This window comes from Geodermatophilus sp. SYSU D00708 (assembly GCF_054050115.1).
This window is the reverse complement of sequence record NZ_JBJGYS010000031.1, coordinates 1-21,224: the sequence shown is the minus strand read 5'-3', so window position 1 is coordinate 21,224 and position 21,224 is coordinate 1. Positions and strand designations below refer to the sequence as shown.

Sequence of the window (21,224 nt, the reverse complement as noted above, 5' to 3'; positions counted from 1 at the left end):
CCCTCGGGGGGGGCGCCCGCTACACCTCCACGACGAGGTCGCCGTCCACCTCGCGCACCGGGTAGACCCGGATCGCGGCGGCGCCGGAGGTCGCGGCGCCGTCGGTCCACCGGTAGGCGTAGAGGTGCAGCGGGCAGACCAGCACGTCGACGTCGGTCTGCCCGTCGGCCAGCGGCCCGCCGGCGTGCGGGCAGGCGGCCTGGGTGGCGTGCAGCGAGCCGTCCCGCAGCCGGAAGACGGCGACCTGGACGCCCCCGGCGACGAACGCCCGGCCCTCCCCCGGCGGCACCTCCTCGACGCGGCCCACGGTGTACGCGGTCGTCGTCCGCAGCTCGGTGAGGCTCATCGGACCGGCACCTCCGGCAGCGGGACGAGCGGGAGCGACGAGCGGAACTGGCCGGGAGTGGCCGGCTCCCTCGCGTCCTGGCCCCACGGATCGGTGTAGGCGTCGATCGAGCGCTGCATGCCGGCGTCGAGGTCGGCGCAGATGCCCTCGCTGTCCTCGAGCAGCACCGCCCTGATCCGCTCCAGCCCGACGCGGGGCACGAAGTCGTAGGTGCGCTCCAGCCAGTTGGCGTTCTCCCGGTAGTACTGCATGAACCGGCCGGCCAGCTCGATCACGGCCGACGGCGAGTCGACGGTGGCCAGCAGGTCGCCCTTGCGGACCGTGGCCCCGGCGGCGCCGCCGACGTAGACCTCCCACCTCCCGTTGCCGATCGCCACCACGCCGACGTCCTTGACGTAGGCCTCGGCGCAGTTGCGGGGGCAGCCGACGACGGCGAGCTTCATCTTCGCCGGGCTCTCGATGCCCTGGAAGCGGGTCTCCAGGTCGATGCCGAGCTGGGTGGAGTCGCCCAGGCCGAAACGGCAGAAGTCGCTGCCGACGCAGGTCTTCACGGTGCGGAAGCTCTTGCCGTAGGCGTAGCCGGACGGCATGCCGAGGTCGTTCCAGACGGCCGGCAGGTCCTCCTTGCGGACGCCGAGCAGGTCGATCCGCTGGCCGCCGGTCACCTTGACCATCGGCACCTCGTACTTCTCGGCGACGTCGGCGATGCGGCGCAACTGGGCCGGCGTGGTCACCCCGCCCTTCATCTGCGGGACGACGGAGAAGGTGCCGTCGCGCTGGATGTTGGCGTGCACCCGGTCGTTGATGAACTCGCCGTCCTTCTCCGGGACGAAGTCCACGCCCCAGACGGTCTTGAGCAGCGAGGTCAGGCCCATCTTCGACTTCGCGTCGTCCTTCCCGCCGGGCGCCAGCGCGGCGAAGACGGCGGAGACGCTGCGCAGGTCCTGCTCCCGGACGGCGGCCACGAGGTCGGGCTTGGCCAGCGGGATGCCGGGGACGTACCAGGACGCCGACGGGTCCTCGGCGAGGTCGCCCTCGGCGGCCCACTCGACGACCTGCTCGACCAGCGACTTGCAGGAGCCGCAGCCCTTGCCGGCGCGGGTGCGGTCCATGACGCCGGACAGCGAGCTGCAGCCGTCGGCGACCACGTCGCAGATGGCCTGCTTGGAGACGCCGTTGCAGTTGCACACCTGGGAGTCGCCGGGCATCTCGGCGACGCCCACCTCCTCGGCGCCGTCGGAGAGGTCGACCAGCAGCCGGATCCGCTCCTCCGGCAGCGGCGCGCCCCGGTCGAAGGCCTGGGTCAGGTAGGCGACCTTGCGGGTGTCGCCGAGCAGGGTGGCGCCGATCAGCCGGTCGTCCCGGATGACCACCGACAGGTGCACGCCGCGCCTGGGCTCGGAGATGACGAGGAACTCGTCGTCCTCGCGCTGCGGGGTGTTGACGCCCATCGTGGCGACGTCGACGCCGGCCACCTTGAGCTTGGTCGCCGTCCGGCTGCCGTGGTACTCGGCGTCCGGCCTGGTCCCGGTGAGGACGTCGGCGAGCACCGTGGCGTGTTCCCAGGCGGGGGCGACCAGGCCGTAGACGGTGCCGCGGTGCTGCGCGCACTCGCCGATCGCGTACACGTCGGGCTCGTCGGTGCGCAGCTGGTCGTCGACGACGACGCCGCGCTCGACCTCGAGGCCGGAGCGCAGCGCCAGGTCGGTGTGCGGCCGGACGCCGGCGGCGACGACGAGCAGGTCGCAGTCGATCCGCCGCCCGTCCTTGAGCACGACGCCCTCGACGTGCAGGTCGCCGAGGACCTCGGTGGCCAGCACGTCGAGGTGCACGGCGATGCCGAGCGACTCCACGCTCTTCTTCAGGATGGCGCCGGCCTCGGCGTCCAGCTGGGCGTTCATCAGCCACGGCGCGGCATGCACCAGGTCGACCTGCAGGCCGTGGCCCTGCAGCGCGCGGGCGGCCTCCAGGCCGAGCAGCCCGCCGCCCATGACCACCGCCCGCCGGCACCGGCCGGTGGCCTCGAGCATGGCGCGGGTCTCGTCGATGGTGCGGAAGCCGTACACGCCGGGCAGCAGGCCGCCGTCGTCGCGGCGCACGCCGGTCATCGGCGGGATGAACGAGTAGCTGCCGGTGGCCAGCACCAGGTGGTCGTAGGGGGTCACCGAGCCGTCGGAGGCGTGCACCGCCTTGGCCGCGGTGTCGATCCGCTCCGCCCGGACGCCGGCCCGCAGGGTCACCCCGTTGTCGGCGTACCAGTCGTGGCTGTTGAGGACGATGTCGTCCTCGTGCGACTCCCCGGCCAGGACCGGGGACAGCATGATCCGGTTGTAGTTGCCGTGCGGCTCGTCGCCGAGGACGGTGATCCGGAACTGCTCGCCGCCGCCGCGCTCGAGCACCTCCTCGACGAACCGGGCGCCGGCCATGCCGTTGCCGACGACGACCAGCGAGGCGCGCTCGTCGAGGTCGTCGACGTCCAGCCGGAACGAGGTCAGGCCCTGCGGGCGTCCGCCCAGGACGGCGGTCATCAGACCTCCACCAGCCCGAGGTCGACGACCAGCTCGCCGGTCACGCCGATCGGCCCGGCCGCGTGCAGCTCGACCAGCGTGCCGCCGGGCAGGTCCTCGACCACCCGCAGGGGCACGTGCACGTCGCCCTTCGCGCCGATCGGGAACCAGCGCATCGGCACGCCGTCGCGCATGAGCAGCACGTACACCAGGTGCTCGGTGGAGTTGCCGCCGCGGAAGTACAGCGCCTGCGCGCTGCACCCACCGGGAACGGTGTAGCGCAGCGCGGGATCGATCGGGCCGGGCTTGTCCAGACCCTCCCCGATGATCGGGTATACGCCTTGCAGGAAGCGTGGGGTGCTCTTCACGCCTGGGGTCCTCCTCCGGGACGGGGGGCGGGGCTCGGGGGTGGCAGCGGATTCATGAGGGCGGGGCCGGGGCTGGCCGGCCGGGTCGGGGGCCGGCAGCCGCTCGACCGGTCCGGCGACGCGGGTGACGGCGACCGCGCAGACCTTGAAGGCGGGCATCCGACTGGTCGGGTCCAGCGCGTCGGCGTCGGTGAGCGCGTTGGCCGACGAGGCGCCGCCCCAGTGGAAGGGGGCGAAGACGACGTCGGGCCGGATGTCGTCGGTCAGGTGCGCGGAGAAGCGGGCCCGGCCGCGGCGGGTGGCCAGCTCGACGACGTCGTCCGGGCCGATGCCGTGCCGGCGGGCCAGGTCGGGGTGCAGCTCGGCGCGCGGCAGCGGGGCGAGCAGCGACAGGCTGTGCGAGCGGCGGGTCTGGGTGCCCGACTGGTAGTGCGCCAGCACCCGGCCGGTGGTGAGGACGTACGGGTACTCGCGGTCCGGGCGCTCGGAGGCCTCGACGTGCTCCACCCGCACGAACCGGGCCCGGCCGTCGGGGGTGGCGAACCGCTCGGTGAACAGCCGCGGCGTGCCGGGGTGCTCGGGTGACGGGCAGGGCCAGAAGACGCCCTGCTCCTCGTCGATCCGCCGGTAGCTGATGCCGGAGTAGTCGGCCGCTCCCCCGGCGCTGGCCCGGCCGAGCTCGGCGAAGACGGTCTCGGGGTCGGCGCTGAACCGCGCGCCGGCCCCGAGCCGCGCGGCCAGGTCGGCCAGCAGCCGGAGGTCGTCGCGGACACCCTCGGGCGGGTCCAGCGCCCGCCGGCGCCGGAGAACTCGGCCCTCGAGGTTGGTCATCGTGCCGTCCTCCTCGGCCCACATGGCGCTGGGCAGGACGACGTCGGCGAGCTCGGCGGTCTCGGAGAGGAAGAAGTCGCCGACCGCGAGGAAGTCCAGGTCGCGCAGCCGGCTGATGACCCGGCGGGCGTCGGGCGCGGAGACGGCGACGTTGGAGGCGAGCACCAGCAGCGTGCGCACCCCGCCGTCGGTGCCGAGGGCGTCGAGCAGCTCGAAGGCCGACGGGCCCGGCTGGGGCAGGTCGTCGGGGTCGACGCCCCACACGGCGGCGACGTGCGCGCGGGCGGCCGGGTCGGCGAGCTTCCGGTAGCCGGGCAGCTGGTCGGCCTTCTGCCCGTGCTCGCGGCCGCCCTGCCCGTTGCCCTGGCCGGTGACGGTGGCCCAGCCGCTGCCCTCGCGGCCGGGCAGGCCGAGGGCGAGGGCGAGGTTGATCCAGGCCGAGGCGGTGTCGGTGCCGCTGCGGTGCTGCTCGGCGCCGCGGGCGGTCAGCACGATCGCCCGCCCGGCCCGGGCCAGGGCGAACACGGTGCGCCGCTGGTCGGGCACCGGGACGCCGGTCAGCCGCTCCACCCGGTCGGGCCAGTAGGCGGCCACCCCTTCCCGGACCTGCTCGAACCCGGTGGTCCGGGCGGCGACGTAGGCCTCGTCGACCAGCCCCTCGGCGATCGCGACGTGCAGCAGCCCGTTGGCCAGCGCCAGGTCGGTGCCGGGGAGCGGCTGCAGGTGCAGGGCGGCGTTGCGGGCGGTCGCCGTCCGTCGTGGGTCGACGACGACGTGCTGGGCTCCGCGGGCCCGGCCCTCGTCGAAGTACTGCATGGCCGGCGGCATGGTGTCGGCCGGGTTGGAGCCGACCAGGACGACGACGTCGGCCGCGGCGACGTCCGACAGCGGGAACGGCATGCCGCGGTCCAGGCCGAACGCGCGGTTGGCCGCGCCGGCCGCCGAGGACATGCAGAACCGGCCGTTGTAGTCGATCGCCGAGGTGCGCAGCGCGACCCGGGCGAACTTGCCGAACTGGTAGGCCTGCTCGTTGGTCAGCCCGCCGCCGCCGAAGCAGCCGACGGCGTCCCGCTCGTACCGGGCCTGGGTGCGCTCGATCGCGGTCACGAGCCGGTCCAGGGCCTCGTCCCAGGTCGCCTCGACCAGCGGGCTGGTGCGGTCCCCGGGCACCGCGCGGACCAGCGGCCGGGTCAGCCGCTCCGGGTGGTCGAGCAGTTCCGGGGCCGACCAGCCCTTGGAGCACAGGCCTCCGCGGTTGGTCGGGAAGTCGGCCGGCTGCAGGGTCGCCGGGCGGTCGCCGGCGGTCATGGTGACCCCGCACTGCAGCGAGCAGTAGGGGCAGTGCGTCCGGGTGGTGCGGGTGCGCGGGCCGACCCCGGCGAGGACTCCGGGCAGGGCGGTCGCGGTCACGGCACCGAGGTTGCGGGGCGCCGGTTTCCCGACCGCGGCGTCGGCGTCAAGCCTGGGTTCCGACGACCTCACCGCCGTCGCAGGCAGGCTGTGCGGTCGGCGCTACCGGGGACCCGCAGGTGTGACCTAGGTTACGGAACGCGCCGTGGCCGGTCGGCCGCGGTCTCCCGCCGCCGACGTCAGGAGAGACCATGCCCCTGGACCCCCAAGCCCACGCCCTGCTCGCCGCCATGGAGGCGCAGGGCGCGCCGGACATCTCCCAGCTGTCGGTCTCGCAGGCGCGCGACATGGCCAACTCCTTCCGGGAGATGCAGGGCGACCTGGTCCAGGTGGCCGCCGTGGGCGACCGCACCGTCCCCGGACCGGACGGCTCCCTGCCGGTCCGCATCTACCGCCCCGAGGGGTCCCCGCGGGGCGCGATCGTCTACTTCCACGGCGGCGGGTGGGTGATCGGCAACATCGAGGTCGTCGACGCCCCCAGCCGCGCGCTCGCCGACGCGACCGGGTGCGTCGTGGTCTCGGCGCAGTACCGGCTGGCGCCCGAGTCGGCCTACCCGGCGGCCGTCGAGGACTGCTACGCCGTCACCTCGTGGGTCGCCGAGCACCTGGCGGAACTGGGCACCGAACCGGCGGGGCTGGTCGTCGCCGGGGACAGCGCCGGCGGCAACCTCGCCGCCGCCGTGGCCCTGATGGCCCGCGACCGCCAGGGCCCGGAGATCACCTTCCAGGCGCTGGTCTACCCGGCGACCGACCTCGCCGGCATGGAGACCGACTCCTACCGGGAGAACGGCGAGGGGTACCTGCTCACGGCTGCCTCGATGCGCTGGTTCCGCGACCACTACGTCCCGGACGAGGCCCGCCGCTCCGAGCCCTACTGCTCCCCGGCCCGCGCCGAGGACCTCTCCGGGCTCCCCCCGGCGTTCATCGCCACGATGGAGTTCGACCCGCTGCGCGACGACGGGGAGGCCTACGCCGAGCGGCTGAAGGAGGCGGGCGTCCCGGTGACCGTCCAGCGCTACGACGGGCAGATCCACGGGCTGTTCTGGCTGGGCGGCATGTGCGACCGCTACAGCGCGCTGGTCGACGACCTCGCCCGCGAGGTGAAGGCGGCCCTGGGCTGACCACCCGGGCGGGGCCGGGCACCGCCCCGGCCCCGCCCGGGCGCGGGTGGTGGGATGGCGGGGTGAGTGACCCCGCGACGACCGTCCGCCTCGGGACCCCGTCGGTGCGGCCGGCCGAGCAGCGCGACGTGCCCCGGATCGCCGCGACGCTGACCGTCGCCCTCGCCGACTCCCGCTGGACCCGCTGGGCGCTGCCGGACGACGGCCGCGTGCAGCGGCTGACCCGCCTGCACGAGCTCGACGCCGGCCACCGGTCGGTCGCCACGGGCACCGGCTGGGTCACCGAGGACGTCACCGCGGTGGCCACCTGGGAGGCGCCCCCGGGTGCACCGGGCACCGTCCCGCTGCCCGACGACGTCCGGACGGCGCTGGCGCGCGAGCTCCCCTACCTCGCCGGGTCGCGCTGGACCGCCGTCGCGCGTACCCGCGAGCTGGTCGACGCGGCCCGGCCGGCCGAGCCGCACTGGTGGCTGGCCCACCTGGGCACCCGGCCGAGCAGCCGCCGGCAGGGCATGGCCGGCGCGCTGCTGCGTCCGGTGCTCGACCGCTGCGACGCCGAGGGGCTCCCCGCCGCGACCGCGGTCTACACGTGGGCCGCGGCCCGCTTCCTCCGCCGCGCCGGGTTCGAGGTGCAGCAGGCGCTGCACACCGCCGACGAGGAGCTGCCGCTGTGGTTCCTGGTGCGCAGGCCCGCGACCGGGTGAGTGTCGATCCGGGGCCGGTCCGTTCGTACAGGGGGTGAGCGGCCGGTACGGTGCCGGCCGCCGTCAGCGACGGGAGGCCCGCGATGCCGCAGTACCTGCTCTCCATCTACCAGCCCGACGGGGACCCGCCCCCGCCCGAGGTGCTCGAGCCGATCATGCGGGACCTCGGCGAAGTCAACCGCGAGATGCGGGAGGCCGGCGCCTGGGTCTTCGCCGGCGGGCTGCACCCGCCGGAGACGGCCACCGTCGCCCGCCTCTCCGGGGACGACGTCCTGCTGACCGACGGCCCCTACCTCGAGGGCAAGGAGCACATCGGCGGGTTCACCGTCATCGAGGTGCCCGACCTCGACGCCGCCCTGGTGTGGGGCCGCAAGCTCGCCCGGGCCATCACCCTGCCGATCGAGGTGCGGCCGCTCCAGGGTGGGCCGAGCTGCTGACCGACCCGACCACCGCGGACGTCGAGCGCGTCTTCCGCGAGTGCTACGGCCGCGCGGTCGCCGTCCTGACCCGCCTCCTCGGCGACATCGACGCCGCCGAGGAGGCGGTGCAGGACGCCTTCACCGCCGCGGTCGCGCGCTGGCCGGCCGAGGGGGTGCCACCGAGCCCGGCGGGCTGGATCGTCACCACCGCCCGCAACCGGGCGATCGACCGGATGCGCCGGGAGTCGACCCGCGACGCCCGGCACCGCGCCGCGGCCCTGCTGGCCGACCCGGACCCGCCGCCCGAGGAGGGCGCCGTGCGCGACGACCGCCTGCGCATGCTGTTCACCTGCTGCCACCCCGCGCTGGCCCCGGCGGCCCGGGTGGCGCTGACCCTGCGGCTGGTGGGCGGCCTGACCACCGCCGAGATCGCCCGCGCCTTCCTCGTGCCGGAGGCCACCATGGCGCAGCGGCTGGTGCGGGCGAAGGCGAAGATCCGGGCGGCCGGCATCCCCTACCGGGTGCCGACCGAGGCCGACCTGCCCGACCGGCTGCGCGGCGTGCTCGCCGTCGTCCACCTGATCGCCACGGAGGGCTACACGGCCACCGCCGGCGAGCGGCTGGACCGCCCGGACCTCACCGCCGAGGCGATCCGGCTGGCCCGGGAGCTGGCCGGGCTGATGCCCGACGAGCCGGAGGTCCTCGGGCTGCTGGCGCTGGTGCTGCTGGTCGCGTCCCGCCGCCCCGCCCGGGTCGGACCGGACGGCGGGCTGGTGCCGCTGCCCGAGCAGGACCGCCGGCTGTGGGACCCCGCCCTCGTCGCCGAGGGGCAGGAGCTGGTGCGGCGGTGCCTGCGGCGCAACGCCCCCGGGCCGTACCAGGTACAGGCTGCCATCCAGGCCGTGCACAGCGACGCCCGCAGCGCCGCCGACACCGACTGGCGGCAGGTGCTGGCGCTCTACGACCAGCTCGCCGTCCTGGCGCCGAGCCCGGTGGTGGCGCTCAACCGGGCGGTCGCCGTCGCCGAGGTCGAGGGGCCGGCCGCGGGACTGGCCCTGGTGGAGCGGCTCTCCCTGCCGGGGCACCTGCTGCCCGCCGTCCGGGCCGACCTGCTGCGGCGGCTGGGCCGGGACGAGGAGGCGGCCGCGGCCTATTCCGAGGCGATCGACCTGGCCGGCAACGCCGCCGAGCGGGCCTTCCTGGAACGGCGGCGGGCCGCGCCGGCGCAGCGATGAGTTGCGCGTCGCGTCCCGGTCTGCCCCTCGACCACCCAGTCCCCGAGGAGGACCCCGCATGGCCGCAGGACAGGGCACACCCCAGCCGCTCGACGTCACCTTCACCGCGCCGATCGAGAAGGACGGCGCGTTCCCGACCTACCTGACCGTGCCCGGCTCTGCGGAGCTGTTGGGCACGCGGCGGGCGGTCAAGGTGTCCGGCACCACCGACGGGCACCCGTTCGCCGCCACGCTGATGCCGTCCGGGACCGGCCCGCACTGGCTGCCGCTGCGGGCGGCCATCTGCCGGGCGATCGGCAAGGACCGCGCGGGCGACGAGGTGACGGTGCGCCTGGAACAGCGGTGGTCCTGACGCGGTCGAGGCCCCGGGCGCTGCGCGCTGATCGGCTGCGACTCCCGGACGAAGCCGAACCGCACGGGACCGATGAGTGCCGAGGTCGGCGGCGGTCTCCACCGGAGGGAAGCAGCCGAGCCGACGGAGCGAGCAGATGACACGGACCCGCATCCACAACCTCTCCATGTCGCTGGACGGGTTCGCCACCGGTGAGGGCCAGGCGCTCGACACCCCCTTCGGCCACGCCGGCGAACGGCTGCACGAGTGGATGATCGCCACCCGTTTCGGCGCCCCGATCGTGGGACGCGAGGGCGGCACCGTCGGCGTCGACAACGCGATGGCCCAGCAGCACGAGCCGGGCATCGGCGCCGAGATCATGGGCGCGGGCAAGTTCGGTCCCCCGGGCTGGCAGGACGACCCCGAGTGGCGAGGGTGGTGGGGGCCGAACCCGCCGTTCCACACGCCGACCTTCGTGCTCACCCACCGGCCGAGGTCGCCGATCGAGATGGCCGGCGGGACGACGTTCCACTTCCTCGACGCCTCCCCCGCCAAGGCCCTCGACGTCGCGCGCGAGGCGGCAGCCGGCCGGGACGTGCGCATCGGCGGCGGCCCCACCGTCGCCCGCGACTTCATCGCGGCGGGGCTCGTCGACCACGTCCACCTGGTCCAGGTACCGATCGTGCTCGGGCGCGGGGTGCGGCTGTGGGACGGCCTCGAAGCCCTCGAGGCGGACTACGACATCGAGGCGGTCTCGACACCCAGCGGCGTCACCCACCTCACGTTCACGAGGTCGTGACGACGCCACCGCGCGGCCGGGATCCGTCGCCGACGGGTCCTAGTCCCACTGGCGGCGGGAGCGCTTGAGCTCGCCGCGCTGCTTCTTGGCCTGGATCCGCCGCTCCTGGGAGCCCTTCGTCGGCTTCGTCCGCCGGCGCGCCGGCGGGGGCGCTGCCAGCGCCGCCCGCAGGACGGCGGCCAGCCGCTCCCGGGCCGCCTGCCGGTTCCGCAGCTGCTGGCGGTGCTCGCTGGCCACCACGGTCAGGACGCCGTCCACCAGCCGGTCCCCGAGGCGTGCGGCGAGCCGCTGCCGCTGCGCGTCGCCCAGCCCGGGCAGCGCCAGCGGGGCCACCGACAGCTCCACCCGCGAGTCGGCGGTGTTCACGCCCTGGCCGCCGGGGCCCGAGGACCGGGAGAACCGCCAGCCCAGCGCGGCCGCGGGCACCACCACGGAACCGGTGACCGGCAGGTCACCGGAGACGTCGTCGGCGTCGGGCACGCGCACAGTCTGGCCGCTCGCACGCCGCCGACCGGTGGGCGGGGCCGTCGCGTGCCACCCTCGGTGCCGTGACCGTCGGCCGGCACAGGACCGCGCCGTCCCGCCCCGGCACGGTGGCCGTGGTCGCCGGCGTGCTCACCCTCGCCGCCGCCGTCGTCGGCACCGCCCCCTGGCCGCTGCCCGCACAGACCCCGGGCTGGCATGTGGCCGACGTCCCGCCGTCCCTGCTGGTGCTGGTCCTGGGGACGGCGGGGGTCTGCCTGGCGGCGGCCGGGGCCGTGGCCCGCCCCGCGACGCTGCCGGGCCGCCTCGTCCCGGCGCTGTGGTGGCTGGTGGTGCTCGTCGCCGCGTTCGCCCTCGGGTGGAACGCCCTGCACTCCGCGGCCCTGTCCGACCTGGTCGTGGGCGCGGTGCTCCCGGTGCTGGACTGGCTGTTCACCTTCCTGCCGGCGGCGGTCGTCGGGCTGACCACCCGGCGCGCGGGCGTCCGGGCGCAGCTGCGCGCCATGCTGGGCACCGCCGTCGTCACCGTGCCGCTGTTCACCCTGGGCTGGGCGCTGCTGGACTCCTCCCCCGGGGTCATCGGTGTGCTGGAGGCACTCCACGGCGGCACCCTGCTCGGCGCCCTGCCGGTGCTCCTCGCGGTCGCGGGAGCCCGGGCGCTCACCGCGGAGGCCGACGACGGGCCGGCCGTCCCCGGGTGAGCCGGGACGCTCAGCCGGCGGCCGGCACCGGGTCGGGACCACCGGCGGCACCGGGGCGGCAGCGCAGCAGCCGGCGCAGCGTCAGCCAGGTGCCGCGCCGGGCGCCGTGCCCCTCGAGCGCCTGGACGGCGTAGGCCGAGCAGGTCGGCTCGAACCGGCACACCGGGGGGCGCCGCGGGCTGACCTCGCGCTGGTAGACCCGCACCGCGGCCACCAGCCGGTCGCGCACCCGGGTCCCCCGGCGCCCGGTGCCGGCCGCGTGCACGTGCCGCACCGTCGTCGGCACGAGGAACAGGCCGTCGACCCCGCACCCGATCGCGTTGGCCAGGCAGCAGCCGGTGTTCAGCAGCAGCAGGTCGCGCAGGCACGAGTCGTCGCGCTGGTGGCCGCCGCGGTACCCCCGCCCGTAGCCGGGGTGCCCGCCCCGGCCGCGGTACCCGCGCGGCGGGCGGCGCCGCGGACCCCAGTTGCTGCTCCAGATGAAGACCATGGGTGCGCTTGTACCGCGGGAGGATCGACGACATGCCTGACCGCCCGCTCGCCGACGCCCTCGCCGCCGGGCCGGTGGTGCTCGACGGCGGGCTGGCCACCCAGCTGGAGGCCCAGGGGCACGACCTGTCGTCCGCGCTGTGGTCGGCCCGGCTGCTGCGCGACGACCCCGGGGCCGTGGTGGCCGCGCACGCCGCCTTCGCCGCGGCCGGCGCCCGGGTGGCGACCACGGCCAGTTACCAGGCCTCGGTCGAGGGGCTCGCCGCGGCCGGGGTGGCCGCCGCCGAGGCGCGCCGGCTGATCGGCTCCTCGGTGGAGCTGGCCCGCCGCGGAGCGCCGGAGAGCTGGGTGGCCGGATCGGTCGGGCCGTACGGGGCGGTGCTCGCCGACGGCTCGGAGTACACCGGCGCCTACTGCGCGCGGGTGTCGGTGGCCGAGCTGCGGGCCTTCCACCGGCCCCGGATGGAGCTGCTCGCCGAGGCCGGTGCCGACGTCCTCGCCTGCGAGACCGTGCCCGCCGCCGCCGAGGCGGAGGCGCTGGTCGCGGAGGCCGACGCGCTGGGCGTCCCGGTGTGGCTGTCGCTCACCACCACGGTGGACGGCGACGGCGTCGTCCGCACCCGGCGCGGCGAGCGGGCCGAGGCGGTGTTCGCGCTGGCCGCGGGTGTGGCCGCGGTCGTCGCGGTCGGGGTCAACTGCACCGCGCCGTCGGCCGTCGCGCCCGCGCTGGCCGCCGCCGCGGCGGCCGGCAAGCCCCTGGTGGCCTACCCCAACAGCGGCGAGGGCTGGGACGCCGCCGCCCGCCGCTGGACCGGCGCGCCAGGGATCGACGCCGCGGACGTCCCGGCGTGGGTGGTCGCCGGTGCCCGCCTGCTCGGCGGCTGCTGCCGGGTGCGCCCCGCGGACGTCGCCCGGCTCGTCGCGGCGCTGCCCCCGGACGGGACCGACCGCCGCTGAGCCGGACGGCGACAACTGCCGCCAGGTTTTGCCTCTCGCTTACCTCCGGCTGGGTATCCCCTTGCTGGTGGCTCCATAGCGTGGGGACCACAGCGGACAACGGGCCAGTGACGGGACGGTTGCCATGGACGTGCGCATGGCGGTGTGTGAACGGATCGTCCAGGACGCCGTGCTGCGGGCGCTGTTGCTGAACACGCCCGAGCCCGGGCGGTCCCGCGCCGGGGAGGGCGCCCGCGCCTGCTCCCTCGTCCTCGACTGGGCCGGCGAGGACCCCACCGCCGTCCAGTGGCTGACCGCCACCGTCGAGCTGCCCCGCTCCCCGTCCGCCGACCGGCTCTACCTCGACGTCGTCCTGCAGCGGCTGCAGTGCGTGGTGACCGCCCCCGGCGCCCCGTTCACCACCCGGTGCGTCGCCACGTCCCCCCTGCTCGCCGACAGCCGCGCGGGCACCGTCGCGCGGGTCGGCACCTACGAGTTCGCCGCCGTGCCGCGCCGGGCGGGCGCCCAGCTGGTGCCCGGCCGTCGCGAGCGGCCGCCCCTCGCGACGGCCTTCCCGGGCGCCTCCCCAAACCTGAACTGAGGTGGCCCCCCTGCAGGGGCCCGCCGCGAGCTCGCGAGTGGCGGGGAGCAGGGGGGTCCTTTCTCAGAGGATCGGCTTGCCGCCGGTCACCGCGACGCGGGCGCCGGAGACGTAGGACGCCTCGTCGCTGGCCAGCAGCACGTACACCGGCGCGAGCTCGGCGGGCTGGCCGGGGCGGCCGATCGGCACCTGCTGGCCGAAGCTCTCCACCTTCTCCTCGGGCATGGTCGCCGGGATCAGCGGCGTCCAGATCGGGCCCGGGGCGACGCTGTTGGCGCGGATGCCCTTCTCGGCGTACATCTGCGCGAGCGACGCGGTGAAGTTCGCGATCCCGGCCTTGGTCATCGCGTAGGCGATCAGGTGCGGGCTCGGGTTGTCGGAGTTCACCGACGAGGAGTTGATGATCGACGCCCCCGGCTGCATGTGCGGGATGGCGTCCTTGCAGAGGGTGAACATCGCCGAGAGGTTCAGCGCGACGGTGTGGTCCCACTCGTCGTCGGAGATCTCCTCCAGCGTCGGGTGGCTCATCTGGAACGCCGCGTTGTTGACCAGCACGTCGATCTTCCCGAACGCCTCGAGGGCCTTGGGGATGATCGTCTTGGCGTGCGCCCGGTCGGCGAGGTCGCCGGGGACCAGCACGCACTTCCGGCCGGCCTCCTCGACGTACTTCTTGGTGTCCTCGGCGTCCTCGTGCTCGTTCAGGTAGGAGATGAGGACGTCGGCGCCCTCACGGGCGAAGGCGATCGCGACCGCGCGGCCGATGCCGCTGTCGCCACCGGTGATGACCGCCGCCTTGCCCGTCAGCCGGCCGGAGCCGCGGTAGCTCTCCTCCCCGTGGTCGGGCTTGGGGGTCATCTCCCCCAGCGTGCCGGGCACGTCCTGCTGCTGGGCGGGCTGGGATTCCGGGCGGGGCTCGGACACGGGTCCTCCATACGGGGTTCTGCGAGGGGTACCGCCCCCGCCTACCCCCGTCGTCCGCCGCGGAACCGGAGCGTCCCTGCGGGAAGGGATGCGGCGTCGGGCACGCTGTCCTCCACGATGACCGCGTCCCCCCTCCTCGACGACCCCGCCGACCTCTCCGTCCTGCGCGCGCAGGGCGCCGACCCCGACGAGCTGTTCGCCTCCTTCGCCGCGTGGGCGGAGGCCAACGGCACAGTGCTGTACCCGCACCAGGAGGAGGCGCTGATCGAGCTGGTCAGCGGCGCCAACGTCGTCCTAGCCACGCCCACCGGGTCGGGCAAGTCGCTGGTGGCCACCGGCGCGCAGTACGCCGCGCTGGCCGCGGGCCGGCGCAGCTACTACACCGCCCCGATCAAGGCCCTGGTGAGCGAGAAGTTCTTCGCGCTGTGCGGCGTCTTCGGCGCGGCCAACGTCGGCATGCTCACCGGCGACGCGGCGGTGAACCGGGACGCGCCGGTCATCGCCTGCACCGCCGAGGTGCTGGCCAACATCGCGCTGCGCGAGGGCGCCGACGCCGACGTGGGCCTGGTCGTCATGGACGAGTTCCACTTCTACGGCGACCCCGACCGCGGCTGGGCCTGGCAGGTGCCGCTGCTGGAGCTGCCGAGGGCGCAGTTCCTGCTGATGAGCGCCACCCTCGGCGACACCACCTGGCTGCGCGAAGACCTCACCCGCCGCACCGGCCGCCCCACCGCGCTGGTGGCCGGCGCCGAGCGCCCGGTGCCGCTGCACCACTACTACGCGACCACGCCGATGCACGAGACCATCCAGGAGCTCCTGGACACCCGGCAGGCGCCGGTCTACGTCGTCCACTTCACCCAGGCCGCGGCGCTGGAGCGGGCGCAGGCGCTGATGAGCGTGAACGTGTGCACCAAGGAGGAGAAGGCGGCGATCGCCGACATGATCGGCGGATTCCGCTTCACCTCCGCCTTCGGGACGACGCTGTCGCGGCTGGTCCGCCACGGCATCGGCGTCCACCACGCCGGGATGCTGCCCAAGTACCGGCGGCTGGTGGAACAGCTGGCCCAGGCCGGGCTGCTCAAGGTCATTTGCGGCACCGACACCCTCGGCGTCGGCATCAACGTGCCGATCCGCACCGTCGTGTTCTCCGCGCTGTCGAAGTACGACGGCAGCCGCACCCGGCTGCTCAGCGCCCGCGAGTTCCACCAGATCGCCGGGCGGGCCGGGCGCGCCGGCTTCGACACCGCGGGCACCGTCGTGGTGCAGGCGCCCGAGCACGAGGTGGAGAACCTCAAGCAGTTCGCCAAGGTCGCCGACGACCCGAAGAAGCGCCGCAAGCTGGTCCGCCGCAAGGCGCCCGAGGGCATGGTGCCGTGGAGCGAGGCGACGATGAACCGCCTCATCGGGGCCGACCCCGAGCCGCTGACCAGCAACATGCGGGTGACGACGGCGATGGTCCTCGATGTCGTCGACCGCCCCGGCGACCCGTTCGTCGCGATGCGGCGGCTGCTCACCGAGAACCACGAGCCGCGCAAGCGCCAGCTGCGGCACGTCCGCGAGGCGATCGGCATCGGCCGCTCCCTGCTGCAGGCGGGGATCGTCGAGCGACTGCCCCAGCCCGACGGCGACGGCCGCCGCTACCGGCTCACGGTCGACCTGCCGCAGGACTTCGCGCTCTACCAGCCGCTGTCGACCTTCGCGCTGGCCGCGATCGAGCTGCTCGACCCGGCGAGCGACACCTACGCGCTCGACGTGGTCAGCGTCATCGAGGCCACCCTCGACGACCCGCGGCAGATCCTGGCCGCGCAGCTGAACAAGGCACGCGGCGAGGCCGTCGCACAGATGAAGGCCGAGGGGATCGAGTACGAGGAGCGGATGGAGCTGCTCGAGGAGATCTCCCACCCCAAGCCGCTGGCGGAGCTGCTCGAGCACGCGCTGGAGGTCTACACCCGGTCCAACCCGTGGGCGGCCGACGCGCAGCTGTCGCCGAAGTCCGTCGTCCGGGAGATGTGGGAGCGGGCGTTCACCTTCCGGGAGCTGGTCAACACCTACGGGCTGACCCGCGCCGAGGGGGCGGTGCTGCGGTACCTCTCCGACGCGTTCAAGGCGCTGCGCTCCGGCGTCCCGGCGTCCGCCCGCACCGAGGAGGTCACCGACCTCGTCGAGTGGCTCGGCGAGCTGGTGCGGCAGGTCGACTCGTCGCTGCTGGACGAGTGGGAGGCGCTCACGTCCCCGGACCAGCCGCTCGACGAGCCGGTCGCCGTCCCCGCCCGGCCGCGGCCGCTGACCGGCAACGAGCGGGCGTTCACCGCGATGGTGCGCAACGCGCTGTTCCGGCGGGTGGAGCTGTGGGCCCGCCGGCGCTGGTACGACCTGGGCGAGCTCGACTCCGGCTCCGGCTGGGACGCCGACCGGTGGGGTGAGGTGGTGCAGGCCTACTTCGCCGAGCACGACGAGGTGAACACCGGCGCCGACGCCCGCGGGCCGGGGCTGCTGGTGTGGGACAGGAGCGAGCCGGGCGTCTGGCGGGTGCGGCAGATCGTCGACGACCCGGCCGGCGACCACGACTGGGGCCTCGACGTCGAGGTCGACCTCGAGGCCTCCGACGAGGAGGGCGCCGTGGTCCTGCGCCTGGTCGGCGCCGGCCGCAAGGACTGAGTCACTGCGGTCCTCCGGACCGCACCGCGGCCAGGTCCCGTCCCCGGCCGGCGTCGAGCCGCTGCCCGTGTCCCGGCCGGGACCCTCCGGGCCCCGCGACCGGTCCACCCCGGCTGCGTGCCGTCCCCCTGTGGTCGTGCGAGGCTTCGGACGATGCGGACATGACGGCGTGGGAGATGGTCGCCGTCGCGGCGGCCGGGATGGCGGCCGGGAGCATCAACGCCGTCGTCGGGTCCGGCACGCTGGTGACCTTCCCGGTGCTACTGGCCGTGGGGCTGCCCCCGGTGACCGCGACGGTGAGCAACTCCCTGGGCCTGGTGGCCGGCAACGTCACCGGCGCGGTCGGCTACCGCCGCGAGCTCGCCGGCCAGCGCCGGCTGTTGCTGCGGCTGCTACCGGGGTCGGTGCTGGGCGCGCTCACCGGCGCCTTCCTCCTGTTGCACCTGCCGGCGGAGGCCTTCGAGGCGGTGGTGCCCGTGCTGGTCGGGCTCGCCGTGGTGCTGGTCGCCGTCCAGCCGCTGCTGCAGCGGGCGCTGGCCCGCCGGCGTGCCGGCGGCGAGCCGCCGGAGCGGATCGGGCGCGGACGGATGGCCGCCCTGTTCGCCGGCGCCTACGCCACCGGCAGCTACGGCGGCTACTTCGCGGCCAGCCAGGGCGTGCTGCAGATCGGCATCTTCGGGCTGCTCCTGCACGAGTCGCTGCAGCGGCTCAACGCGCTGAAGAACGTGCTGACCCTCGCCGTGAACGCGGTGGCCGCCGGCGCCTACGTCGTCGTCGCCACCGACCGCCTGGACTGGCGGGCCGCGGGTCTGGTCGCCGCGGGGTCGCTGCTGGGCGGGCACTTCGGTGCGCGGTTCGGCCGGCGGCTGCCCTCGGCGGTCCTGCGGGCGGCGATCGTGCTGCTCGGCTGCACCGCGATCGGGGTGCTGCTGTCCCGGTGACCGCCCGGTCCCGCTATGACGCAGGTCACCCGTCACCCTGGGGACCATGACGGCGGCCACACGCATCGACGGGGACGACGCCGGGTGAACCCGCTGGAGTTCGCCTTCCTCGTCCTGGCCGGGATCGGCGCCGGCCTCACCGGGAGCATCGCCGGGCTCGCCTCCCTGATCAGCTACCCCGCGCTGCTGGCGACCGGGCTCCCGCCGGTGACGGCCAACGTGACCAACACCGTCTCCCTGGTGCTCAACAGCGTCGGCTCGGTCAGCGCCTCCCGGCCGGAGCTGCGCGGGCAGGGCCGCCGGCTGCTGCGGCTGTCGGCCAGCGCCCTCCTCGGCGGCGCGGCCGGTGCGGCGCTGCTGCTGCTCACCCCGTCGGACGCCTTCGAGCGCATCGTGCCGTGGCTGATCGCCGGGGCCTCGATCGGGCTCTTCGTGCAGCGGCCGCCCCGGGAGCTGGCCGCCGAGGGGGCGGCGCACCACCCCACCCACGAGGACCCGTGGTGGCTGCCGCTGGGCACCTTCGCGATCGCCGTCTACGGCGGCTACTTCGGCGCCGCGGCCGGCGTGATGATGCTGGCGATGTTCCTGCTGTCCACCGGCGAGGGCCTGCCGCGGGGCAACGCCCTGAAGAACACGGTGCTGGGGATGGCCAACACCGTGGCCGCGATCGGGTTCATCGTCCTGGCGCCGGTGGCGTGGTCGGCGGGGATCCCGCTGGCGATCGGGCTGTTCCTCGGCGGCCGGATCGGGCCGCGGGTGGTCCGCCGGGCGCCGCAGGCGGCGCTGCGGCGGATCATCGCGCTGGCCGGCATCGGGCTGGCGATCCACCTGGCGGTGCAGGCCTACACCTGAGCGCCGGCGGCCGGGCCGCGCCGACCCGGCCGCGGGCGACCTCTCCCCGAGGATCCGGGGTCAGGTGGCGACGAATGCGGCGAGGAACATTACGAACGCGCTGGCCAGCAGGAGCAGCCGGGCCGGCGTGAGGCCGTTGACGAGGTTGGCCGTCGCCTCCACCCACGCCGGACGGATGCCCGCCTCCCGGGCGCCGCGGCGCACCAGCCGCACCTCGTCGGCGAGCAGCGCCCCGGAGGCGCCGAGCATGCCCAGGCCGACGACGAGGAAGACCAGCGCCATCCGCTCGTCGAACGCGTCCGCCGCGCTCGCCAGGAAGAGCACCGCCACCACGCCCGCCAGCAGGCCGACCAGCGCGCCGGCGGCCGGCGCCCAGGGCCCCATCCGGGTCAGCGGGCTGGAGCGGCGCGGCCCCACCCGCGGCGGTCCGGGGACCGGCCCCGTCGGCTGCGGGCCCGCGGCGTCCTCCGGAGTGCGCGCGGGGACCGCCGGCGCGGGCGGCGGACCCGGCGGCGGCGTGGCTGCGCCGGGTGGCGGCGGGGTGCCGGGGACGGGTCCGGTGGCCTGTAGCCCGGACGGCGCGGAGCCGGCGGGGACCGGTCCGGACGGCGGCGCCGCGGTGGCACCGGCGGGCGGGACGCTCGGGAACTGGGCGGTCGTCGGGTTCGGGGTGCGTGGGGCCTCGGTCATCGCCGTCCACGCTAGGGGCGACCGCCGACGGATCCCGGGAGGTCGCGCGGGTGTCGACACGTCGACACCGGATCGGGCGTGCGGCCCCGGCCGGGGTGGTGGTCCCGGGACCTCCGTCCCGGGCCCCCGGTACGGAGGTCCCGGGCCCCCGGTACTAGTGCCAAGGTCGTATGGAGACCGCTCGGGTCCGTGCTGGAGGCTCGTGCCCACGTCGGCGTCCCGACGAGGAGGAACGGCAACGGGGCCGCTCCCCCGGGGAAGCGCGGAGTCCGTGTCGATCCACGACTCCCGGTCCCCGCTCTGAGGCGAGGAGTCCGTGGTGACCATCATCTCCAGCCCCCAGGCCTTCAACGAGGACGACCTCTACGTCGACCTGGAGCCGATCTTCGAGCAGCCGCTGTTCCTCAAGTGCGAGGGCTTCAACTTCGCCGGCTCGATCAAGGTCAAGGCGGCGACCGAGATGGTCGAGAGCGCCGAGCGGGACGGCGTGCTGACCCCCGACTCGATCATCGTCGAGTCCTCGTCGGGCAACCTCGGCGTCGCGCTGAGCATGATCGCGGCGAGCAAGGGCTACCGCTTCCTGTGCGTCACGGACTCGCGGTGCAACCTGCAGACCAGGCTGCTCATGGAGGCCCTGGGCGCCGACGTGCACGTGATCTCCGAGCCCCACCCCACCAGCGGCTTCCTGGGTGCCCGGATGGACCACGTGCGGGCGCTGTGCGCCGCCGACCCGCGGTACGTGTGGCTGAACCAGTACACGAACACCGGCAACTGGCGGGCCCACTACCGCACCACGGCGCCGGCCATCGCCCGGTCGTTCCCGCGACTGGACGTGGTGTTCGTCGGCGCCGGCACCACCGGCACGCTGATGGGCTGCGCCCGCTTCTTCCGCGAGTGGCGCCGGCCGGTCCGCGTGGTCGCCGTGGACGCCGTCGGCTCGGTCACCTTCGGCGGGGCCCCGGGCCGCCGGATGCTCCCCGGCCTGGGCATGAGCGTCCCGCCGCCGCTGCTCGACGCGAGCTACGTCGACGAGGTCGTGATGGTCGAGGAGGCCGACGCCATCCGCTCCTGCCACCGGCTGGCCCGCCGCGGCTTCCTCTTCGGTGGGTCCACCGGGACCGTGGTCAGCGGCGCGGTGCGCTGGCTGGCCGAGCACGACGCCCGCCACCTCACCGCCGTCGCCATCGCCCCCGACCTGGGTGAGCGGTACCTCGAGACGGTCTACCAGTCCAACTGGCTGCACGCCCTGTACGGCGAGGACGTGCTCACCGAGACCCAGGTGACCGCGGGCGTGCAGTCCGCCTGATCCCCCATGCCGGCGCGGGACGCGAGTGCGCCCCGCGCCGGCGCGCACCGCCGAGCAGAGGCCGAGGAGCCCCCGTGCTGAGAGAACCCGTCGAGGTCCTGCCCGCCGTCCCTGCCGTCCCCGTCCCGTCGCCGGGCGGGGACGGCGTCCCGGGAACGGCGGCCCCGGTCGAGCGCGTCCTGACCGCGCTGCTCGCCGACGTCGTCGGCCGGCCCGTGACCCCGGCCAGCCACTTCTTCGACGACCTGGGCGCCGACTCGATGGTCATGGCGCAGTTCTGCGCCCGCGCCCGCAAGCGCGAGGACCTGCCCTCGCCGTCCATCAAGGACGTCTACCGGCACCCCACCATCCACGCCCTGACCCTCGCCCTCGCGCCCCCACCGCCGGCGGACCCGGTCGAGGAACGACTCGTCGGCGTCCTCGCCGAGGTCGTGGGCCGGCCGGTCAGCCCGGCCAGCCACTTCTTCGACGACCTGGGCGCCGACTCGATGGTCATGGCGCAGTTCTGCGCCCGCGCCCGCAAGCGCGAGGACCTGCCCTCGCCGTCCATCAAGGACGTCTACCGGCACCCCACC

At 75.2% G+C, this 21,224-nt stretch carries 21 protein-coding genes; 14 read left to right on the top strand and 7 right to left on the bottom strand.

Annotation, left to right across the window (positions count from 1 at the left end; translation table 11 throughout):
- Positions 1-19: 19 nt before the first annotated feature.
- The 3 genes from ACI79D_RS20875 to ACI79D_RS20865 are packed head-to-tail and all read right to left on the bottom strand — an operon-like array spanning position 20 to position 5,462.
- Positions 20-346, bottom strand: a complete 327-nt coding sequence (locus tag ACI79D_RS20875) for a Rieske (2Fe-2S) protein (protein WP_456920410.1) — start codon at positions 344-346, stop codon at positions 20-22.
- Positions 343-2,874 carry a nitrite reductase large subunit NirB gene (gene nirB / locus ACI79D_RS20870; protein ID WP_456920409.1) on the bottom strand — a complete coding sequence of 844 codons (2,532 nt, stop codon included), beginning with the start codon at positions 2,872-2,874 and terminating at the stop codon, positions 343-345. The genes ACI79D_RS20875 and nirB overlap by 4 nt, the downstream gene beginning before the upstream one ends.
- Positions 2,874-5,462: a molybdopterin oxidoreductase family protein gene (locus tag ACI79D_RS20865; RefSeq protein WP_456920408.1), complete on the bottom strand. Its 2,589-nt coding sequence runs from the start codon at positions 5,460-5,462 to the stop codon at positions 2,874-2,876. Before ACI79D_RS20865 ends, nirB begins: the two co-directional genes overlap by 1 nt.
- A gap of 191 nt (positions 5,463-5,653) precedes the next feature.
- Here ACI79D_RS20865 and ACI79D_RS20860 point away from each other — a divergent pair, with 191 nt between their 5' ends.
- The 6 genes from ACI79D_RS20860 to ACI79D_RS20835 all read left to right on the top strand — a co-directional run bounded on the left by ACI79D_RS20860 (position 5,654) and on the right by ACI79D_RS20835 (position 10,071).
- A complete protein-coding gene (locus tag ACI79D_RS20860; protein WP_456920407.1) occupies positions 5,654-6,583 on the top strand; it encodes an alpha/beta hydrolase in 930 nt (309 codons plus the stop codon).
- Positions 6,584-6,645: 62 nt separating this feature from the next.
- Positions 6,646-7,287: a GNAT family N-acetyltransferase gene (locus ACI79D_RS20855; RefSeq protein ID WP_456920406.1), complete on the top strand. Its 642-nt coding sequence runs from the start codon at positions 6,646-6,648 to the stop codon at positions 7,285-7,287.
- 83 nt (positions 7,288-7,370) lie between these two features.
- Entirely contained in the window at positions 7,371-7,724 is a 354-nt protein-coding gene (locus ACI79D_RS20850) for a YciI family protein (protein WP_456920404.1), read from the top strand.
- Positions 7,649-8,941 (top strand): RNA polymerase sigma factor, encoded by a 1,293-nt coding sequence (locus ACI79D_RS20845; RefSeq protein WP_456920403.1) that lies wholly within the window; start codon positions 7,649-7,651, stop codon positions 8,939-8,941. The genes ACI79D_RS20850 and ACI79D_RS20845 overlap by 76 nt, the downstream gene beginning before the upstream one ends.
- A gap of 58 nt (positions 8,942-8,999) precedes the next feature.
- The gene (locus tag ACI79D_RS20840) at positions 9,000-9,293 is read left to right on the top strand and encodes a DUF1905 domain-containing protein (protein ID WP_456920402.1); all 294 of its coding nucleotides are present in this window, start codon (positions 9,000-9,002) and stop codon (positions 9,291-9,293) included.
- Between the two features lie 136 nt (positions 9,294-9,429).
- Positions 9,430-10,071 (top strand): dihydrofolate reductase family protein, encoded by a 642-nt coding sequence (locus tag ACI79D_RS20835; protein ID WP_456920401.1) that lies wholly within the window; start codon positions 9,430-9,432, stop codon positions 10,069-10,071.
- Between the two features lie 39 nt (positions 10,072-10,110).
- Here ACI79D_RS20835 and arfB read toward each other — a convergent pair whose 3' ends face one another.
- Positions 10,111-10,551, bottom strand: a complete 441-nt coding sequence (arfB, locus tag ACI79D_RS20830; RefSeq protein ID WP_456920400.1) for an alternative ribosome rescue aminoacyl-tRNA hydrolase ArfB — start codon at positions 10,549-10,551, stop codon at positions 10,111-10,113.
- Between the two features lie 68 nt (positions 10,552-10,619).
- Between arfB and ACI79D_RS20825 the strand changes: the two genes are divergently transcribed.
- Entirely contained in the window at positions 10,620-11,255 is a 636-nt protein-coding gene (locus ACI79D_RS20825; protein ID WP_456920399.1) for a hypothetical protein, read from the top strand.
- A 10-nt stretch (positions 11,256-11,265) separates the two neighbouring features.
- Here ACI79D_RS20825 and yidD read toward each other — a convergent pair whose 3' ends face one another.
- Complete coding sequence (gene yidD / locus ACI79D_RS20820) at positions 11,266-11,745, bottom strand: membrane protein insertion efficiency factor YidD (protein WP_456920398.1); 480 nt, start codon at positions 11,743-11,745, stop codon at positions 11,266-11,268.
- Between the two features lie 32 nt (positions 11,746-11,777).
- On the opposite strand from yidD, the gene mmuM reads away from it, so the two are divergent.
- Positions 11,778-12,701 (top strand): homocysteine S-methyltransferase, encoded by a 924-nt coding sequence (gene mmuM, locus ACI79D_RS20815; protein ID WP_456920397.1) that lies wholly within the window; start codon positions 11,778-11,780, stop codon positions 12,699-12,701.
- A gap of 124 nt (positions 12,702-12,825) precedes the next feature.
- On the top strand, positions 12,826-13,281 hold the full coding sequence (locus ACI79D_RS20810) for a hypothetical protein (RefSeq protein ID WP_456920396.1): 456 nt from the start codon (positions 12,826-12,828) through the stop codon (positions 13,279-13,281).
- Between the two features lie 63 nt (positions 13,282-13,344).
- Here ACI79D_RS20810 and ACI79D_RS20805 read toward each other — a convergent pair whose 3' ends face one another.
- Positions 13,345-14,202 (bottom strand): SDR family oxidoreductase, encoded by an 858-nt coding sequence (locus ACI79D_RS20805; protein ID WP_456920395.1) that lies wholly within the window; start codon positions 14,200-14,202, stop codon positions 13,345-13,347.
- 117 nt (positions 14,203-14,319) lie between these two features.
- On the opposite strand from ACI79D_RS20805, the gene ACI79D_RS20800 reads away from it, so the two are divergent.
- The 3 genes from ACI79D_RS20800 to ACI79D_RS20790 all read left to right on the top strand — a co-directional run bounded on the left by ACI79D_RS20800 (position 14,320) and on the right by ACI79D_RS20790 (position 18,653).
- The gene (locus tag ACI79D_RS20800; RefSeq protein WP_456920394.1) at positions 14,320-16,860 is read left to right on the top strand and encodes a DEAD/DEAH box helicase; all 2,541 of its coding nucleotides are present in this window, start codon (positions 14,320-14,322) and stop codon (positions 16,858-16,860) included.
- Between the two features lie 161 nt (positions 16,861-17,021).
- Positions 17,022-17,801, top strand: coding sequence for a sulfite exporter TauE/SafE family protein (locus tag ACI79D_RS20795; protein WP_456920393.1), 780 nt, complete (start codon positions 17,022-17,024; stop codon positions 17,799-17,801).
- Positions 17,802-17,885: 84 nt separating this feature from the next.
- Positions 17,886-18,653, top strand: a complete 768-nt coding sequence (locus ACI79D_RS20790) for a sulfite exporter TauE/SafE family protein (RefSeq protein ID WP_456920392.1) — start codon at positions 17,886-17,888, stop codon at positions 18,651-18,653.
- Positions 18,654-18,713: 60 nt separating this feature from the next.
- On the opposite strand, the gene ACI79D_RS20785 is transcribed toward ACI79D_RS20790, so the two are convergent.
- Complete coding sequence (locus tag ACI79D_RS20785) at positions 18,714-19,037, bottom strand: hypothetical protein (RefSeq protein ID WP_456920391.1); 324 nt, start codon at positions 19,035-19,037, stop codon at positions 18,714-18,716.
- Positions 19,038-19,662: 625 nt separating this feature from the next.
- Here ACI79D_RS20785 and sbnA point away from each other — a divergent pair.
- Entirely contained in the window at positions 19,663-20,649 is a 987-nt protein-coding gene (gene sbnA / locus ACI79D_RS20780) for a 2,3-diaminopropionate biosynthesis protein SbnA (RefSeq protein WP_456920389.1), read from the top strand.
- Positions 20,650-20,723: 74 nt separating this feature from the next.
- The coding region (locus ACI79D_RS20775; protein ID WP_456920388.1) for an acyl carrier protein at positions 20,724-21,224 on the top strand (501 nt) is incomplete at its 3' end.

Bases quoted from the DNA above. Each gene is read 5' to 3' on its own strand.
- ACI79D_RS20875 (WP_456920410.1), bottom strand. From the start codon at position 346: ATGAGCCTCACCGAGCTGCGGACGACGACCGCGTACACCGTGGGCCGC.
- nirB (WP_456920409.1), bottom strand. From the start codon at position 2,874: ATGACCGCCGTCCTGGGCGGACGCCCGCAGGGCCTGACCTCGTTCCGG.
- ACI79D_RS20860 (WP_456920407.1), top strand. From the start codon at position 5,654: ATGCCCCTGGACCCCCAAGCCCACGCCCTGCTCGCCGCCATGGAGGCG.
- ACI79D_RS20850 (WP_456920404.1), top strand. From the start codon at position 7,371: ATGCCGCAGTACCTGCTCTCCATCTACCAGCCCGACGGGGACCCGCCC.
- ACI79D_RS20840 (WP_456920402.1), top strand. From the start codon at position 9,000: ATGGCCGCAGGACAGGGCACACCCCAGCCGCTCGACGTCACCTTCACC.
- ACI79D_RS20835 (WP_456920401.1), top strand. From the start codon at position 9,430: ATGACACGGACCCGCATCCACAACCTCTCCATGTCGCTGGACGGGTTC.
- yidD (WP_456920398.1), bottom strand. From the start codon at position 11,745: ATGGTCTTCATCTGGAGCAGCAACTGGGGTCCGCGGCGCCGCCCGCCG.
- mmuM (WP_456920397.1), top strand. From the start codon at position 11,778: ATGCCTGACCGCCCGCTCGCCGACGCCCTCGCCGCCGGGCCGGTGGTG.
- ACI79D_RS20810 (WP_456920396.1), top strand. From the start codon at position 12,826: ATGGACGTGCGCATGGCGGTGTGTGAACGGATCGTCCAGGACGCCGTG.
- ACI79D_RS20800 (WP_456920394.1), top strand. From the start codon at position 14,320: ATGACCGCGTCCCCCCTCCTCGACGACCCCGCCGACCTCTCCGTCCTG.
- ACI79D_RS20795 (WP_456920393.1), top strand. From the start codon at position 17,022: ATGACGGCGTGGGAGATGGTCGCCGTCGCGGCGGCCGGGATGGCGGCC.
- ACI79D_RS20785 (WP_456920391.1), bottom strand. From the start codon at position 19,037: ATGGGGCCCTGGGCGCCGGCCGCCGGCGCGCTGGTCGGCCTGCTGGCG.